The organism is Herbiconiux solani NBRC 106740 (assembly GCF_001571005.1).
GTDB lineage: Bacteria > Actinomycetota > Actinomycetes > Actinomycetales > Microbacteriaceae > Herbiconiux > Herbiconiux solani.
The window spans coordinates 135,923-153,381 of record NZ_BCST01000003.1; the positions used below are offsets into that span (position 1 = coordinate 135,923).

The following is a 17,459-nucleotide window of genomic DNA, read 5'->3' on the forward strand; positions in this document are numbered from 1 at the left end:
AAGTTTCGAAGCGTCAGGAAGCTTGACTCAGGTGTTCAGCAGCTTTTCCCGAAGTGTCTTCGCGATGTCCTCGAGGCGATCCAAGTCGCTGATCGCCTTGGGCCGTTTCGCACTGGATGGGTCCATAACCATCAGGGGAAATTGCGTCTGGGGCGCGGCCGTGTGGATCCAGACCGCCTTCGCGGCGAAGCCGGCCGCCGGGTAGGCTCCCGCCTCGATCGAGGACACGGTCGGCGCCGAGATCTCCGCCGCCGGGCGAAGCCGCCCATCCTCCTGGGCCCAGAGCGTGAGCATCCCTGAAGACACCGACACCGGCGTGTACCTCGGAACCCGCGGGGAGGTGAAGCCCAGTTTCTTAACCGCGCGGCGAGTGTCCACCCACGTCAGCGCGACGATGACATACGGCGAGTCGGGGCCCGAACGGAGCCGAGCCGCAGCCTCGTGGGCTCGCATGTAGCGCCTGCTCGGGACGAGAAGGAGCACGACGACGAGTGCGATGAATCCGGCCAACATTGGAATCGCGAGCCAGGTGAGGGTCGGCCCCAGGGCAATGCCCTTGATGACCACGGTCACGGTCATTCCGGCGATGAAGACCCCCGCCGCGACGATAGACGGCCACTGCCCGGCGCTCTTCTTGTTGCGGCTCACCCCTTGAATGTACCCAGCGGCGACGGCCAGACCGGGAGTGTGTTCTCGATCCTCGACGGGGGCACGGCGGACGTGCGGCTCCGTCGTGAATCAGGCGACGTCATTCCGTAGTGTCGTACTGATCGAAGGCGCCAAGCTCAGCCCAATTCGGCCACGTCGTCTCCCACAACTGCTGGATTCGCGCGTCCCGGAAGACGGCGATGAAGATCACTTCGATGCGCGTCGGTTCTTCGTCAGGTCGTGACGTCGTGATCCAGACGCGGCCCGCCACCCGATCGCCGGCATCGACCCACGCGTCGTCGTCGTACTCGAGGGAGTACTCGATCGCGGTGCCGTAGACCTTTCGATGCTCGTCCGCGAACGCCTGGAAGCCCTGTGTGACCCCGTTCGAGTGGAGCCGGAAGTCCTCGCTGTAATAGCGATCGACGAGGTCGGCGTTCTTCCCGACGACCATCGCCTGGAACATCTCGCGGATGAGAGCCACGCTCATTGCGGCACCCCTGCTGCGCCGACGGCCTCGGCTGGCAGACGGGTCGCTCCGGTTCCCTTCATCGTCAGGACCTCGCCGAGCGCCGCCGCCGGATGAACAGGAGGATGGCGCCGGCACTGACAGCGACTGCGGCCAGAGCGAGCGCGCCGCCCAGGTCTGTACCTGTGGCGGCCAACGCCCCGGAACCGGCCCCGGCGCCAGAAGGAGGAGTGCCGGCAGGCCCGGACCCGGACCCCGACCCGCTTCCGCCTCCCGGGCTCCCGCTCTCGACGACCTCGACCCGCATGATCTGCTCGTCACGAGCGCCTGCACTCTCCGTCCCGAGGATGACCTGGTGCAGCTCGTGCAGCCCGGGCTCTTCGGGAGTCCAGCTGAAGGATGCGGATCCGCCTTTCCCCGCGGCCACCCCACGCACCGTCGTCGACGCTACGAGCTTGCCGTCCGAGGGCTCGCCGTCGTAGATGAGCACGGTCTGGTTGTCAGCCGAATCGGATGCGGCCTTCATGTCCACATAACCGGTGAGACGCGTCCCTCTCGTGAAGGTCGGGACCGCAGAGGTCTCGTCCAACTCGACCGGCGCAGATCGGTCTGCGCGGATGGCGCCGCCGTCGAGGGTGACGTCGGCCGGCCCCTCGACCGTCGTCGCATTGCCGACCGAGATCAGCCCGTACCCCTGGTTGTTCTGGCCGCACTCCAGGGTGGAGGTCGCGCCGGTCATGGGGTCGATCAGAGCGGTGCCGCCTTGCACGGACGAGGTCGGGCAGGTGTTGCTGCCATCTCCCGCCCAGCCATGGACTTCAGCAATCGTGTCATCGGGATCGACGACGGCGAAGACACGGTACTGCTGCAGTGTCCCGTCGAGTCCCGCGACGGCCGACCAGCTCGGCGAGGAGATGGTGACCTCGCCTTGAGACGGGATCCCGCCCGTCCAGTCGGTGTTCCCCAGCGAGATCGGCGATCCCGTGACCCGCGCGTTGCGCGCATCCACCGGCACGGCGTAGAAGGCGACGTCAAGCGGTTCATTCAGATCCACGAGGCTGTAGTTGTGCACGGGGATGTCGAAGATGACCGGAGCCCCGGGCGCAGGAGCCGACGCGTACGGGGCACCCGATGTCGTGGGTGAGCTCGGATCTGCGGGCTGGTGCGCGACGAAACCTCGGATCATCTGCGCCGTGTCCACCGGATCCCACTTGGTGATGTTCCGCACCCCGACGGGGTTGTCGACGGTGAACGTGGCGTACGGCAGATTCAGGGCCGGGTCGGGGTCGACCCCATAGTTGGGCCCCCAGAACCCGGCCGACTCGGCGCCATCGGTGAGGTCCACCGAGTAAGCCACTTTCGGGTAACCGCCGGTGGTGTAGTAGTAGCTCGTCCCGATCGTGTACTCGTAGTCGTCGTTGATGCTCGGAACCGTGAGCGCGAAACTCTGGCCGTGGCTGTTCGTCGTCGAGCCGGTGGTCGAATCGGTGAACGAGTTCGCCGCGTTGAAGCCCACGCCGAATTGGTTGTTGATGCTCTCCTGGCCTTCACCGGGAATGCCCACTCCTGCCTTCACGGTCGTCGTGACGTCGGCACCGACGTTCCAGCTCTGGCTTGTCGATTCCGAGGTCGTGGTGCCGCTGGTGTCGCTGACGCTCAGTTGCACGGTGGCGGAGGTGCCACCGAGCTGTCGGATGTCGTTGATCAACGGGGCGCTGGAGGCGACTCCGTTGGCTGTGTAGGTGCCGATGTCAGCAAGGGTGATCGTCCCGTTGTCGATAGCGGGATAGGAGAGCGCGTTGCCGTTCGACCAATCCGGCTGGAAGAAGTCCATGCTCTTCCCATCGCCGGAGAGCGACTCGACGGAGCCGGGGATCGTGATCTCCCAATACCCGCTGCACCCCGCGTCGCAGGACCCGTCGGCGGAGTCGGTGCGTCCGGCAGTGCCGATCACGGGGTAACGCAGCACTCGGAACGTCTGCACTTCCGCATCGACGATGTCATCGTCGGCGGTGGCCTGGGACACAGCAGTAGACGTCGTGGAGGAGAACTGCGACAGCGAGCTCTGCTTTGACGACCAGGTCTTGTTGAAGTTCTCGGCGACGTTCAGGCTGAACTGCCCGCTGGCGATGAAAGGGATTCCGACCTTCGTCGTGGCCGTCAGGTCCTCCGTCTGCGATACCGCGTAGCTCTGGTCGCTCTCGTGCGCTGAGGTGTTCGAGTACCCCGCGGACGTCGTGGAGCCGATGTTCACATTGAACTGGTCCGTTCGGGAGACCTCTTGGAACGCGCCGTCGAGCCAGTCGGAGTGCCCCGGTGGCTGGCCGGCGACGAGATCGAGCTGCTTGAGCTGGTCGACCGTGAACACGAGGGGAGCGCCGAGGACGAGCGATTGCCCGGTCCGGTCGTACGAGGTGAGGGAATAGTGGTTCGCGAATGGGCCGGCGCTCTGAGGCAGGGCTTCCAGTGCGTTGAGGAAGGAGCTGACCGTTCCGTCGTCGTTGATGGACATGGTGAACAGGTAGGCGTAGTAGTCGTCGCCGAACTCAGGTGAGTACACGAACGAGACGGTGACCGACCACTTTCCCTCGTCGGAGGCGTCACCGAGGACGCCGGCCGCCATGTCCATCCCCCACAGACCGTCCGTGACCTGGAAGACCCCGAAGTTGCCGGGATCGTGGGCGATGATGGCGGCACTCTGAGGCGTCGAACCCGACGCCGGCGTGTATTCCCAGATGAACAACGTCGCCACTTGCTCCTGCTGATACGGGACAGCGATTGCGAGCTGACGGTACCCGGGTTGTCCGGCGTACTGGGGATCGAAAGATCCGGTGTCCATCAGGACGGTGTCGTGCTGACTCAGGCCCTGGGTGACCGGTGTGGAGTCTCCGTCATTGATCGGTGTCGTGTACGAGTTCGTCAGTGCGAAGTCGGAATCGAAGAAGAAGTATCCCAACGTCGGGACGCTGCTGTTCGATGCGTCCGGGTAGACGAAGGCGAGATCTGCGCCGCCGAGGAGGTCGAAGTTCCACGCGGCCGAGTCCGCCCACGTCGTGTCGAGCCCCTGCGTGGTCCAGAAGGGCTTGATGCCCAGCGGCACCACCGACGACACAGTCAAGGTCCTTTGTCCTGCTCCGGTGGTGGGATCAACTGTCGCGCCGTCTGCGTATTCGAGGAACGCGACCGAGGTGGTTCCGTCGGCGGTGGTCCACGTGACGGCGATCTCATTGCCTCCGTCGCCGTCGAAGTCTGCAATGTCCACGGTCACGGGGCCCCACGACGTCCCGACGGTGCCGACGTTGTCCACGGTCGTCACGAGCTGGCTGGAGTGGTCCGGGTTCGCGTTGAAGTCCACGACGGACACGGTGATCGCGTTGTCTGCACCGAGGTAGGCGACGGCCGCCTCGTCGTGGTAGTTCAACTGAGAGTCGATCGAATCGTCCAGGTCGCCGGCAGCCAGATCGATCGGTGTGTCCTCGCTGCCGACGTCGTTCGTCACCGACCAGGTGGCGGGTACGGGGCGTCCCTCATCGATGATCCAGAAGATGGTAGGGGTGTTGCCGAGCGCGGCCGGGTCGTAGAGCACGGGGGCGTCGTTGTCCGGGCCATTGGTGACCGCAGACCCGAACGGGAGGCTGCGTAGCTGCCAGGCGTTCTCGCCGACGTTGACGAATTGCCAGGTTTGGGCGGAGTTCGATGTGTCGCAGATATCGGTCACGACGGCCGAGTTGTTCTGGCCCTGGCCGGACGCTTCCATACAGGTGCCGTCGGCACGATTCTGCAGCCAGAAACCGCCGCCGGTTTGCGCGATCACCGTCCACTGCTGGTCGATTGAGAGTTGCTCTTGGTCGCCGTCAAGGAATTCGGCCGAGGTGACCGCGCTACCTAATTCGGCTGAAGTGGCTGCGCCGGCGTTGCTGATCGCTAGGTAGAAGATGCCGCCCGCCCCGATGCCGATGGTGTTGCCGTCTTGAGGAGCGCCGCTGATCGCGATTGGCGAGTCCCATCCCGGCGACTGGGCCTCGGGATACGTCGAGATGTCGGAGAGTTGGAGGTTGCTTCCCCCGCCGGCCGTGACATTTTGGAAGGCGAGAGCCTGGTCGACGTCGGCGGTGGTGAATCGACCCGATTCGGTCGGGAAAGAGGCCTGCACCGCGCGGGTGGGGGTGTCGGGCACAGTCGTCGGATCGGTGTTCAACGTGAGCGCACTGCTGTCGGCGTTGCCTGCAGCGCGGCTCTGGCTGGAGTTGTTGTCCCCGGCGGGCGGGCCCGACGTGCGGGTGACCAGCAACTCGTCACTGGGGAGGATGCTGCGGTTCACCGGAGCGCCGACCACGTCCTCCGGCAGGTCTGCTGAAGCGCCGACGTCGATCGGCGAGATCGCTGTCAGTGCGACCGAGCTCGCGGTCATGGGAGAGATGAGGACGGATCCGATGACGATCGCCGCGGCGGCGACGGCACCCGCCGCGCGGAGCGCAATCCGTGGATGGTGGTTCTTCGCGCTCACGAGCAGGCCTCTTCCTCGACAAGACGCCCTCGGCGCCGTCATCCATTCGCAACCCAAGCGTCGAAGCTGACCTAGCGCAAAACACTTGTGATTTTTAATTGAAGAGAATAGTTATCGGAAAGTCTTTTGCATAGAGTCCAGCGGAATCCGCGCGATAATTCAGCAATGGAATTCTGGTTGCACGGTTTCCCCCTGGTGGGCCGCACGAAGGATTGGGCCGCGCGGGCCGAGCAGCAGGGTTACGCGGGGATCCTGCTCGCCGACAGCGAGACCCTCGTCGCCGACCCCTATGTCGAACTCGCCCTGGCCTCTTCGGCGACCGAACACGTGCGACTCGGGGTCGCCGTGACCAATCCGATCACGAGGCATCCCGCTGTCACCGCGGCAGCCATTGCGACGGTGCACGCCGAATCGGGCGGACGAGCCGTTCTGGGCTTCGGCCGCGGGGATTCAGCACTTCGTCTACTCGACCTCAAGCCCGCATCCCTCGCTGCCTTCAAACAGGCGGTGATCGACGTGCGCCACTACCTCGGCTCTCCGCCGGATGAAGGCGACATCGCATCGGTCGCGACCCCCCTGTCCTGGATGACGGATGAGTTCGGGCACGTTCCGGTGGACGTCGCGGCGACCGGGCCGGGGGTCATCGCGATCGGTGCGGTCCACGCCGATCGCCTGACCTTCAATCTCGGGGCCGACGCCGGTCGCCTGAGCTGGGCGATCGCCACGGCGCGTAAGGCGCGATCAGACGCCGGCCTCGACCCTGACGCGATGTCCTTCGGCGCCTATGTCAATGTGGCGTGCGCGCCCCTTGATGACGCCATCGCGATGGTACGCGGGAGCGCGTCCATCTTCGCGCAATTCCTCGTGGAAGGCATGCGGGCGGGAGTCCCGGTCTCCGACGACGACAAGACGGTTCTCGAGGCTGTGGCATCGGCGCACGACGAAGCCCAGCACGGCCTGGGGATCGCTCCGCAGGCCGAACTGCTTCCCGAGGGTTTCCTGCGCCGGTTCGCTCTGTGCGGGCCGGCCGAGATCCTTCTTCCGAGGATCGCCGAACTCGAGGATCTCGGTCTCGACCGGATCGTGGTCGTTCCCGCGTCCCGGGACGTCTCCGCGGCAGCGGTCGATGCCAGCATCTCCGATTTCGCGACGGGAGTCATCGGAAAGGGCATGTTGTAAAATCTTTTCACGATCCGTAATCGATGGTTCCTGTACTGCAATTTTATTGCAGACCCTGTCGAGTGGATCGGGAAAGGGAACACGATGGCATTGTGGTTCGGAGCCGACTACAACCCCGAGCAGTGGCCGGAGTCCGTCTGGGAGGACGACATCCGCCTGATGCGTGAAGCGGGGGTCACGGTGATGACGGTCGGCGTGTTCTCGTGGGGCTTGCTCGAGAGATCCGACGGGGAATTCGACTTCGCCTGGCTCGACCGGGTCCTCGGCCTCCTTCACTCCGCGGGCATCGGCGTCGACCTGGCGACGAGTACGGCGAGCCCTCCCCAGTGGTTGACCGCGAAACACCCCGAGATATTGATGGTGGACGAATGGGGCCACACCCTGTCTCCCGGGAGCCGGCAGCACTACAATCCCTCGTCGGCCACCTACCGACGGTATGCCTGCCGCCTGGTGCAGAAGCTGGCCGAGCGATACGGATCCCACCCGGCTCTCGTCGCATGGCATGTCGGCAACGAATACGGCAACGACAATCCGCGCGACTACTCCGATGAGACGGCCTTCGCCTTCCGAACCTGGCTCGCCGCGAAATACGGGTCCATCGAGGCGTTGAACGACCGGTGGGGAACGGCGTTCTGGTCTCAGACGTACTCAGGTTTCGACGAGGTCCTGCCACCTCGTGCCGCCCCCACCTTCCGCAATCCGACGCAGCTTCTGGATTTCGATCGCTTCAGCTCGGATGCCTTGCTCGACTGCTACCGGGCGGAGGCGGACATCCTCCGCGCGGCTACGCCGGCCATCCCCGTCACGACGAACTTCATGGGCCTGTTCCAACCCGCCGACTACTGGGCCTGGGCGAAGGAGGTCGACTTCATCAGCGACGACGCCTACCCCGATCCCGCCGTCGTCGACTCCTGGAAGGACGCAGCGCTTCAACGGGACCTCATGCGCTCCCTCGGGGAGGGCAAGCCCTGGATCCTGATGGAGCAGGCGACCAGCGCGGTGAACTGGCGGCCCCTCAACGCACCGAAACGGCCCGGGCAGATGCGCGCCCTGAGCTACCAGGCACTCGCTCGAGGTGCGGACGGGATCATGTACTTCCAGTGGCGCCAGTCGCGGCGCGGCGGTGAGAAGTTCCACTCCGGCATGGTTCCGTTCGCGGGCACCGACTCCCGCATCTGGCGCGAGGTGGTCCAGCTCGGGCACGAGCTCGAGCAGCTGCAGGCGATGGAAGGCACACGTACCGCGCCGGCCCGGGTCGCCATCATGATCGACTGGGATTCCTGGTGGTCGATCGAACAGGATGCCACACCCGCGAGAGTGGACTACAAGGCCCTGGTCTCGGCCTGGCACAGCGCACTCCTGGATCACGGGATCGTGACCGACTTCGCCGGCCGCGACACCGACCTCTCCCGCTACGACCTGGTCGTCGTGCCGTCTCTCTTCGTGGCCACCCGAGCGACGACGGACGCGCTGTCGCGATACGCCGAGAGCGGTGGAAACCTCCTCGTCACCGCTCTCACCGCGGTGGTCGACGAGGATGCCGCGCTCAGCGCGGGCGGATACCTCGGATCGTTGGCCGCGACGCTCGGCGTACGGATCAAGGAGTTCGCGCCGCATCCGATCGAGGAGCCCGTCGCCCTCGTAGGCGAGGTGGACGCCAGGACCCTGCAATGGTCCGAGGTCATCCAGGTTAACGATGCGATAGTCGTCTCGCGCTTCTCGGGAGGCATGGCCGACGGCGGCGCAGCCCTCACCCGCCGCACGACCGGCACCGGGAAGGCATGGTACCTGGCGGCGGATCTGACGACTGAAGGGCTGCGTGCGGTTCTGGAGGCGGTCCTGCGCGAGACGGCCATCACTCCCGAGGTCCCCGGGCTCCCTGCAGACGTGGAAGCCGTGCGCCGAGGCGACTGGACGATCGTCGTGAGTCATCGGCGGGACTCCGTGAGCCTGCCAGTCGCTGGGCTGGACCTCCTCACCGGCGGTCGAGTGAGCCGACCGGTCCTCGAGCCCTTCGGAGTGCTCATCCTCGAGACGGCCGTGTCGATATAAAAAGATTATCAGTCAGCGGCGGCTTTCCCGCGCACGACTGCAAATAACTTGACACATCGAAAAGAGCGTGGAATTGTCTTCTCAGCAGCCACGCTGCAGACCAAGGACTTCGAAGAGGAACCAGATGACGACGATGTCGAGCACAGCAGTTCGCGCCCGAAAGGGCGGTGGGCGCCGTCGGCGGCGTAGCTGGATCGGGTGGGCCTTCGTGGCCCCCTTCTTCCTCACCTTCGCGTTCGTCACGGTCGCCCCTCTGGCCTACACGCTCTATCTGAGCCTCTTCCAGGAGAAGATGCTGGGCGGCACCGCCTTCGTCGGTCTGGGCAACTACGTCCAGCAACTCACCGACCCCGTGTTCTGGGATGCCCTGGGTCGCGTGAGCATCTACCTGGTGATCTTCGTGCCGGTGATGTTGGCTCTCTCGCTCATCGCGGCCTTGGCGATCGACAGCGCACGACTCCACTTCCCGCGGGTCTTCCGCCTGGCGATCTTCCTCCCCTATGCGGTTCCGGGTGTCGTCGCCGCGCTTCTGTGGGGCTACATGTACGGAACTCAGTTCGGGCTCGTGGGGAACATCGAGGACCTCCTCGGGGTGGCTCTTCCGGATCCGTTGTCCAGCAACCTCGTGCTGATCTCGATCGGCAACATCATGGTCTGGCTGACCATGGGCTACAACATGCTGGTCTTCTACTCCGCGCTGCGGGTGGTGCCCGCCGAATTGTATGAAGCAGCCGAACTCGACGGGGCCGGCGCATTCCGGGTCGTCCGCGCCATAAAGCTTCCCGCCATCCGGCCCGCGCTCGCGGTGACGCTCGTCTTCTCGGTCATCGGCGCCTTCCAGCTCTTCAACGAGCCGAACATTCTGCGCACGCTCGCCCCGAATGTGATCACGAGCCACTTCACCCCGAACATGTACGCGTACAACCTCTCGTTCGCAGGGCAGCAGTACAACGCGTCTGCCGCCGTCGCCATCACCATGGGCGTCATCACGATGGTGGTCGCCTACGTCATTCAGCGCGTCGCGAGCAGGAAGGCCTGACCATGGCGATCGTCACCACAGACACCACCGGAGAACGAACGGGCGAGGTGCCGGCGCGAACTCCCCGCGGCGCGTCCGCGCCCACGAGGGCCAAACGACGGGACCCCATGCAGCGGCGGCCGTCGTGGGTGCTCACGGCCGGGATGACGCTGCTCCTTATCTACAGCGTCCTGCCCTTGTTCTGGCTGGTCATCAACTCGACCAAGACCCAGGGCGCGCTGTTCTCCAGTTTCGGACTCTGGTTCTCAGGGCCGTTCGCTCTCTTCGACAACATCCAGCAGGTCTTCACGTACGGCGACGGCGTGTTCGCCCGGTGGCTGGCGAACACGCTCCTCTACGTGGTCGTCGGAGCAGGCGGCTCCACGTTCCTCGCGACCCTCGCCGGCTACGGTCTCGCCAAGTTCGACTTCCCCGGGAAGAGGGGCGCCTTCGCCGTCGTCATCGCGGCGATCGCGGTACCCGGATCGGCGCTGGCCGTCCCCACCTTCCTGCTGTTCAGTCAGCTGGGGCTCACCAACACACCGTGGTCGGTGTTGATCCCCTCCCTGGTGACGCCGTTCGGGCTGTTCCTGATGTGGAGCTACGCGAGGGAATCGATCCCCGACGAACTCGTCGAGGCCGCGCGCGTGGACGGTGCGGGCGAGTTCCGGACCTTCTTCACGATCTCCCTGCGGCTCCTGGCGCCCGGCGTCGTCTCCGTGCTCCTCCTGGAGATCGTCGGGACCTGGAACAACTACTTCCTCCCGCTGATCATGCTGAGCGATCCGCAGTGGTATCCGCTGACGGTCGGCCTGAATCAGTGGAGCGAACAGGCGAACACCGCCGGCGGTGAAGCGGTCTTCAACCTCGTCATCACCGGCTCGTTGATCACGATCGTGCCCATCATCGTCGCCTTCCTGCTCTTGCAGCGTTTCTGGCAATCCGGACTCGCCGCAGGAAGCGTCAAGCAGTAATCCACCCCCACCACGAAGAACCTCGGAAAGGTACCACCGATGACCACACACAGACGTTGGCGAATCGGGGCCAGGAAAGTCGCCCTCACGGCCGCAGCCGGACTCGCGCTCACCGCACTCCTCGGCGGATGTGCATCCTCTACGCCGGGCTCCACATCCGCGGCCCCGTCCGTGAGCGAAGCCGACATCGAGAATGCTCTCGATCAGGAGACGACGATCACGATCTGGACCTGGGCCACCACGCTCACCGGCATCATCGAGGCGTTCGAGAAGGAGCACCCGAAGATCACGGTGGACGTCGTGAACGTCGGCACCGGCGCCGCTCATTACACGAAGCTCGAGAACGCCCTGAAGGCCGGGTCGGGCGCACCGGATCTCGCGACCGTCGAGTACAGCGTGCTTCCCCAGTTCGCTCTCGGGGGCAACCTCGTCGACCTCAACACGTTCGGCTACGGCGACCTCGAGGACCAGTTCACCCCCTCCGTCTGGAACTCGACCAATCTCGACGGCGGGCTCTACGAATTGCCGCACAACGCCGGGCCCATGGCGCTGTTCTACAACAAGACCGTCTTCGACCAGTTCGGCATCGAAGTGCCGACGACCTGGGCCGAGTATGCCGCGGCGGCCAAGAAGATCCACGAGGCAGATCCCACGGTCTATCTCGCCGCCGACAACGGAGACGCCGGGTTCACCACGAGCATGCTCTGGGCGGCCGGGTCGAAGCCCTTCGAAACGACCGGCACGTCCGATGTGACCATCGACCTGTCCGACGAGGGAGCGAAGAAGTTCACCGATTTCTACAGCCCGCTCCTCGAGGACGGTCTCCTCGCGCCCACTGCAGGCTTCAGCAACGAGTGGTACCAGGGCCTCGCCAGCGGCAAGATCGCCTCCCTCGCAACAGGTGCCTGGATGGCCGGCAGCCTCAAGTCAGGCGTTCCCACCGGCGCCGGTCAGTGGCGCGTCGCCCCTCTTCCCACCTATGAGGCAGGCGAAAAGGCGAGCGCGATGAACGGCGGTGGCGGATACGCCATGCTGAACCAGAGCCCTGAGCAGAACCAGCTCGTCGCGGCAGCGTTCCTGAAGTACATGGAGACCGGCCCTGGCGTCCAGCTCTCCATCGACGCCGGGCAATTCCCGGCGACCGTGGCGGATCTCCAGTCCCAGGCGTTCCTCGACAAGCCGAACGACTACTTCGGCGGACAGGACATCAATAAGGTCTTCGCCGAGTCGGCCGAGAATGTCGTGCCCGGCTGGCAGTACCTGCCGTATCAGTCCTATGCCAACAGCGTGTTCGGCGACACCGCCGGTCAGGCGTACATCGGGCACACCTCGCTCGAGGACGGTCTCAAGGCGTGGGGCGATCAGCTCGTCACCTTCGGGAACGAGCAGGGCTTCACCGCCAAATAGCAGGGTCGGGAGTGGCCGGGGTTCGCGTGAGCGAGCTCCGGCCACTCCGTCCGTTAAAGTCGAAGCTGCGGGAACTCGCAGACGAAGGGCCTACCTCATGAAGACAGCGGCAGATCCAAGTCCTCTCCAACTCATGCGGGACGCGCTCCCCGGGCTGACCGGTGGGCGGAGAAGAGTCGCGGAACTCATCCTCGCCGACCCCCTCGAAGCGGGCCGGAACTCGATCACCTGGCTCGCCGAGCAGTCGGGTACGCAGGCAGCCACCGTCACCCGCCTGTCGACCGCGCTCGGGTACAGCGGCTTCCCGGCGCTCCGGGCAGCTGTTGCGAGCGAGAGCGGTCGCGAATCCCAGGCCGGCTGGGAGAGCGACATCGGTCCCGATCTGACCCCGCAGGATTCGCCCGAACAGGTCATGAACGTTCTCGCAGGACACGAGTTCCGGGCGCTGCGGAACGCCATGGCCAACGTCGACCTCTCCCTTCTCAGCAAGGCTGCGGATGCGATCGCGTCGGCGAAGCGAGTCGTCATCTTCGGCGAGTGGGGCGATCGACCTCCGGCGGACGAGTTGTCGATGCGCCTGATGCGCATCGGTGTGCCCGTGTGGTCCCATGAGGGGTCGCACACCGCTCGTGTAGGGGCATCCTTGATGACCAAGGGAGACGTCGCCCTCGCCGTCGTCCGCGCCGGCGAGAGCGAGATCGCGTCCTCGTTCCTGAAGGAAGCCGCGGCCCATCACGCCACCACCGTCATCATCACGGGAGTGCCCGGCGGCCCGCTCGCAGCCGACGCCGATCTGGTCCTCTTCACCGGAACCGGGGGCGGGCGTACCTGGACGGAGTATTTCGCCGGACGGGCCAGCGACGACTTCCTCGGGGGCGTGCTCTGGATTCTCGTCGCTCAGCGACTGAAGGCCTCGTTCACGTTGCCCTCATGAGGGTCGGACGACGCGGACCTCGCCCTGAGGCACGGCACCTTTCTTACGAGCTGAAGACGCGGATAGCCACGACCATCGCGTACTCCGAGCCGTTCGTCGCCTCGACGACGATCCTGAGCGCGGACGTCTCGACTTCCCGACCGAGATCGTGGACGCGACGGCGGCGGCGATTGCCGCTCTCGTGGTGCACAGCCATCCATTCGCCGTCGACGCAGACCTCGATCCGGTAGTCCCGCACCAATTCGGGGATCACCGGAAACGGACTCCGGTGATGGTGCAGGTTGACCAGATCCTCGTCGACGTCGTCGTTGAAGATCAGCTCGACCTTCCGGACGGGCACCACCTCGGACCAGGTGAGTTCGACGTGCTCTTCGGTCCCGTGATCCATGGGCAGCGACGACCACAGTTGGGGTCCGTTGTACGGTCGGGCCATCCCGCCGCGGACGTTGTCCGCCGCGTAGGCCCCGGTCGCGGATCCGATGTCGATCACCGGCGCCCGGCGTCGCAGTTCGGCGGCCGACCAGGCGTTCGACTGCGGACGGTGGAGGTCTTCGGCGGGCGTCCGGCTGAGGAGTCCGAGGACACCGTACGGGCCGGGCCGGGGATCGACGACCACCGCCAGGCCTGACGAGCGCCGGATGAGGACGACCGCGTCCTCCGGCTCGGCGGCGAGGTAGCCGAAATCGACGTCGATCCAGGAGCGGCCGACGGGCACCGGCCGGACGGACCGGCTCACGAACTCGACGGGGATGTGGTTCTCGCCCCCTCCGGTTCGCCACAGTTCGACGACCGCATCCGTGGCGTGATCGGCGTCGACCAGGATCCGCGTGCGGCCGAGCTCTCGGTGGACCGGAAGGTGGATACCGAAGTCGTGATCGTCGATCGGATAGGGAACCGACGAAGCGGAGGCCGCGACGGCGATCCTCTCCAGCGTGCTCGACGCCGTCACCTCCGCCTGGAGCGCCAGATCGTCCGGATGCGACCAGGGAACGCCGAGGAGGCTGCCGTCGCCGCGGAGCATGATCTGCTGGAGCTCGTCGATCCGCTGCTCGGCGATCACCCGGGGGGTCACTCCGTCGCGGGCGGCCAGAGCCGCTCCCACGCCGGCCGCCTCGCCGGTGAGAGCGCAGGTGGCCATGACCCGCGTGGTCCCGAAGGCGACGTGGGTCGCCGAGATGTCGCGACCGGCCATCAGCATGTTCGACACGTTCTTCGAATACAGCGAGCGGAACGGGATGTGATAGACGCCCGAGGTGAAGAGGTGCTTCGATCCCTCATCGGAGGAGTACATGCCCCCCGGTGGGTGCAGGTCGATCGACCATCCTCCGAAGCCGATCGAATCGTGGAACCTGGTCTGCTGCATGATGTCGTGCTGGGTGAGGATGTGGTCGCCGACGAACCGGCGGTACTCGCGCTTTCCGGGGATCGAGCCCACCCACTCGAGAGTGAGGTTGTCGGCGTCGAACTTCCCGGAGTTCTTGATGTGGTCCCAGATCCCGTACACGACCGACCACAGCTCGTCCCGGATCGCCTCGTTGTCGGCGACGGCGTCGAGCTCTCCACCCCACTCGATCCACCAGTAGTCGCACCCGTTCGCGGCGGTGTCGATCCGTCGGTGCGCCGTGATGGAGGTCGCCGAGATGTCTTTGGTGATCGAGGGCCCGACGAACGGAACCGGTTCGCCCGCATCCTTCGTGTAGAAGAGGATCGTGCTGCCGAGCATGTTGCCGTCGGGCACCTCGGGCGCCCATTCTTCTCCGTGCACCGCTGCCGCCTCGCGGCCGGACGAGTACCAGGCCCCGGCGAGGTCACCGACCAGGCCGTCGCCGCTCGCGTCGATGAACATCGGCCCAGTGAAGGTGATCCGCCGCTCCGAGCCCTGCTGCCACCCCGTGACCGACTCGATCGATCGGCGGTCGTCGGCACCGGAAGCCTTCACCTCGGTCACGTCGGTATTGAGGAAGAGGGAGATGCCTTTCTCCGCGCGGACCACGTCGAGCACCACCTGATCCCAGTACAGCGGATTCCCCTCGGGGTTGCGGTACTGGTTCTCGGTGAACAGTTCGCCCATGATGCCGGTTTCGCGGGCGAACTTCTGCGCTCCGTGGGCGGTCGCCCCGCAGACCCAGACCCGCACCTCGCTGCTGGAGTTGCCGCCGAGCACCGGGCGATTGTTGATGAGGGCCACCGATGCGCCGGTGCGGGCGGCCGCGACTGCGGCCGCGACTCCCGCCAGACCTCCCCCGATCACCGTGACATCCGATCGGACGGTCTGCTCCTGCATGGCGGCGGCTCCTTCGTCGCGGACATTCGCCGCTGCAAAAGAATAACATGCAGGATTACGTGCGAGACTTTATGACGCAAATCATTTTCTAGATGAAGGGGGCACAATGGCGAGCTTCGAGATCGGTGACGAGGACTTCCTGCTCGACGGCGAGCCGTACCGCATCATCGCAGGCGCCCTCCATTACTTCCGGGTGCACCCGGGGCAGTGGGCCGACCGCATCCAGGCCGCGAAGGAGATGGGCCTGAACACCATCGAGACCTACGTCGCCTGGAACGAGCACGCCCCCCGCCGAGGAGAATTCCGGACCGACGGCCCCCTCGATCTGGAGCACTTCCTCCGGCTCGTCCAGGAAGCGGGCCTGCATGCCATCGTCCGGCCCGGCCCGTTCATCTGCGCCGAATGGGACAACGGCGGCCTGCCGGGCTGGCTCACGGCCATGTGCGGCACGGACATCCGGAAGTCGGATGCGCGCTATCTCGACGCGGTGCGTGACTACTTCGAGCAGCTTCTGCCCGTGCTCGCGCCCCTTCAGATCGATCGCGGCGGGCCGGTCATCCTGATGCAGATCGAGAACGAGTACGGGGCCTACGGCAGCGATGCCGACTACTTGGAGACGCTCACCCGGTGGACCAGGGAGGCCGGGATCACCGTCCCCCTCACGACCATCGACCAACCCACCGACTCGATGCTCACCGCAGGAGGCCTGCCCGGTCTGCACAAGACCGCGTCGTTCGGGTCGAATGCAGCCGAACGACTGGCGACGCTCCGGCGCCATCAACCCACGGGCCCGCTGATGTGCGCGGAGTTCTGGGACGGCTGGTTCGACCACTGGGGCGGACGGCACCACACCACGTCGGCCGCGGACGCAGCAGCAGAACTCGACGCCATCCTCGCCGCGGGCGCATCCGTCAACATCTACATGTTCCACGGCGGTACCAACTTCGGGTTCACCAACGGCGCCAACCACAAGGGGTATTACGAACCCACCACCACGTCCTACGACTACGACGCCCCTTTGAGCGAGGACGGCCGCACCACAGCCAAGTACGCGGCGTTCCGCGACGTCATCGCCCGGTACACCGCCGTTCCCGGGATCACGCGCGAGGACCCGCCGGCGTCCCCGTCCTTCACGAGCCCGTTCGAGCAGGAGACGCGCATCCTCGAAGCGGTGGCCGACGGCCCGTGGCAGCGATTCACGTCGGTGCCCTCGATGGACGATCTGAACGCCTACCGGGGCTTCGCCCTCTATCGCGCCGCAGTCGCCGGCGGTGGTCGACTTCGATTCCGCGAGGTGCGGGATCGCGCCCAGATCTTCGCCGACGGCGTTCCGATCGGCACGCTGGAGCGGGAGCACGGAGACACCGGCATCGAACTGCCGAGTGGCACCAGCGATGTCCAGATCCTGGTCGAAGACGAGGGCCGAGTGAACTACGGGCCCCGCATCGGCGAGAGGAAAGGACTCATCGGCCCTGCGATGCTGGACGGGCGCGAGGTGACGGGCTGGTCTGCGGTACCGGTGCCTCTCGATGACCCGTCGGCGTTGTCGAGACGATCCGCCTCCACCTCGTCCCGGGCGCTGGGCCCGGTGCTGGCGAGTTCGACGTTCACTCTGAACGAGCCATCCGACCTCCACCTGTCCACGACGGACCTGGGCAAGGGGGTCGCCTGGCTGAACGGCTGGCCACTCGGACGGTTCTGGAGCCGAGGGCCCCAACGAACTCTCTTCGTTCCGTCGCCCGCCACCCGTGCGGGGCTCAACGAGCTGATCGTCCTGTCCCTGAGCGGGTCGCCTGCCTCCGATGCCCGGTGGGTGGATGTCGCCGACCTGGGCCCGTTGGAGTCCTGACTTCTGGACGCGTCGAAGGGCCCGGGCTCGAGCCCGGAGCCCAAGCGGGACAACATCAACGGCGCCGTCCTCGCGTCGGACGGCGGATGGTCGGTGCAGTAGGCGGCGGGCTCGGCGCTGAGCAGCCAGCCGGAGCCG

At 65.8% G+C, this 17,459-nt stretch carries 11 protein-coding genes; 7 read left to right on the top strand and 4 right to left on the bottom strand.

Annotated elements, in window-relative coordinates:
• Nucleotides 1-27 precede the first annotated feature (27 nt).
• The 3 genes from HSO01S_RS06300 to HSO01S_RS06310 all read right to left on the bottom strand — a co-directional run bounded on the left by HSO01S_RS06300 (nucleotide 28) and on the right by HSO01S_RS06310 (nucleotide 5,624).
• Nucleotides 28-648 (bottom strand): hypothetical protein, encoded by a 621-nt coding sequence (locus tag HSO01S_RS06300; protein ID WP_066039730.1) that lies wholly within the window; start codon nucleotides 646-648, stop codon nucleotides 28-30.
• 100 nt (nucleotides 649-748) lie between these two features.
• On the bottom strand, nucleotides 749-1,132 hold the full coding sequence (locus HSO01S_RS06305; protein WP_218003778.1) for a nuclear transport factor 2 family protein: 384 nt from the start codon (nucleotides 1,130-1,132) through the stop codon (nucleotides 749-751).
• Nucleotides 1,133-1,202: 70 nt separating this feature from the next.
• Nucleotides 1,203-5,624: an RICIN domain-containing protein gene (locus HSO01S_RS06310; RefSeq protein ID WP_066039732.1), complete on the bottom strand. Its 4,422-nt coding sequence runs from the start codon at nucleotides 5,622-5,624 to the stop codon at nucleotides 1,203-1,205.
• 165 nt (nucleotides 5,625-5,789) lie between these two features.
• Between HSO01S_RS06310 and HSO01S_RS06315 the strand changes: the two genes are divergently transcribed.
• From HSO01S_RS06315 to HSO01S_RS06340, 6 genes are all read left to right on the top strand, one after another.
• Complete coding sequence (locus HSO01S_RS06315) at nucleotides 5,790-6,803, top strand: LLM class flavin-dependent oxidoreductase (RefSeq protein WP_066039733.1); 1,014 nt, start codon at nucleotides 5,790-5,792, stop codon at nucleotides 6,801-6,803.
• An 84-nt stretch (nucleotides 6,804-6,887) separates the two neighbouring features.
• On the top strand, nucleotides 6,888-8,855 hold the full coding sequence (locus HSO01S_RS06320; protein ID WP_066039734.1) for a beta-galactosidase: 1,968 nt from the start codon (nucleotides 6,888-6,890) through the stop codon (nucleotides 8,853-8,855).
• A 124-nt stretch (nucleotides 8,856-8,979) separates the two neighbouring features.
• Complete coding sequence (locus tag HSO01S_RS06325) at nucleotides 8,980-9,894, top strand: carbohydrate ABC transporter permease (RefSeq protein WP_066039735.1); 915 nt, start codon at nucleotides 8,980-8,982, stop codon at nucleotides 9,892-9,894.
• A 107-nt stretch (nucleotides 9,895-10,001) separates the two neighbouring features.
• Entirely contained in the window at nucleotides 10,002-10,847 is an 846-nt protein-coding gene (locus HSO01S_RS06330) for a carbohydrate ABC transporter permease (protein ID WP_218003779.1), read from the top strand.
• A 171-nt stretch (nucleotides 10,848-11,018) separates the two neighbouring features.
• The gene (locus tag HSO01S_RS06335; RefSeq protein ID WP_245635912.1) at nucleotides 11,019-12,254 is read left to right on the top strand and encodes an ABC transporter substrate-binding protein; all 1,236 of its coding nucleotides are present in this window, start codon (nucleotides 11,019-11,021) and stop codon (nucleotides 12,252-12,254) included.
• Between the two features lie 133 nt (nucleotides 12,255-12,387).
• Entirely contained in the window at nucleotides 12,388-13,188 is an 801-nt protein-coding gene (locus HSO01S_RS06340; RefSeq protein WP_066039738.1) for a MurR/RpiR family transcriptional regulator, read from the top strand.
• Between the two features lie 43 nt (nucleotides 13,189-13,231).
• Here HSO01S_RS06340 and HSO01S_RS06345 read toward each other — a convergent pair whose 3' ends face one another.
• Nucleotides 13,232-15,472 carry an FAD-dependent oxidoreductase gene (locus HSO01S_RS06345; RefSeq protein ID WP_066039739.1) on the bottom strand — a complete coding sequence of 747 codons (2,241 nt, stop codon included), beginning with the start codon at nucleotides 15,470-15,472 and terminating at the stop codon, nucleotides 13,232-13,234.
• Nucleotides 15,473-15,578: 106 nt separating this feature from the next.
• On the opposite strand from HSO01S_RS06345, the gene HSO01S_RS06350 reads away from it, so the two are divergent.
• The gene (locus tag HSO01S_RS06350) at nucleotides 15,579-17,321 is read left to right on the top strand and encodes a glycoside hydrolase family 35 protein (protein ID WP_066039740.1); all 1,743 of its coding nucleotides are present in this window, start codon (nucleotides 15,579-15,581) and stop codon (nucleotides 17,319-17,321) included.
• Nucleotides 17,322-17,459 lie beyond the last annotated feature (138 nt).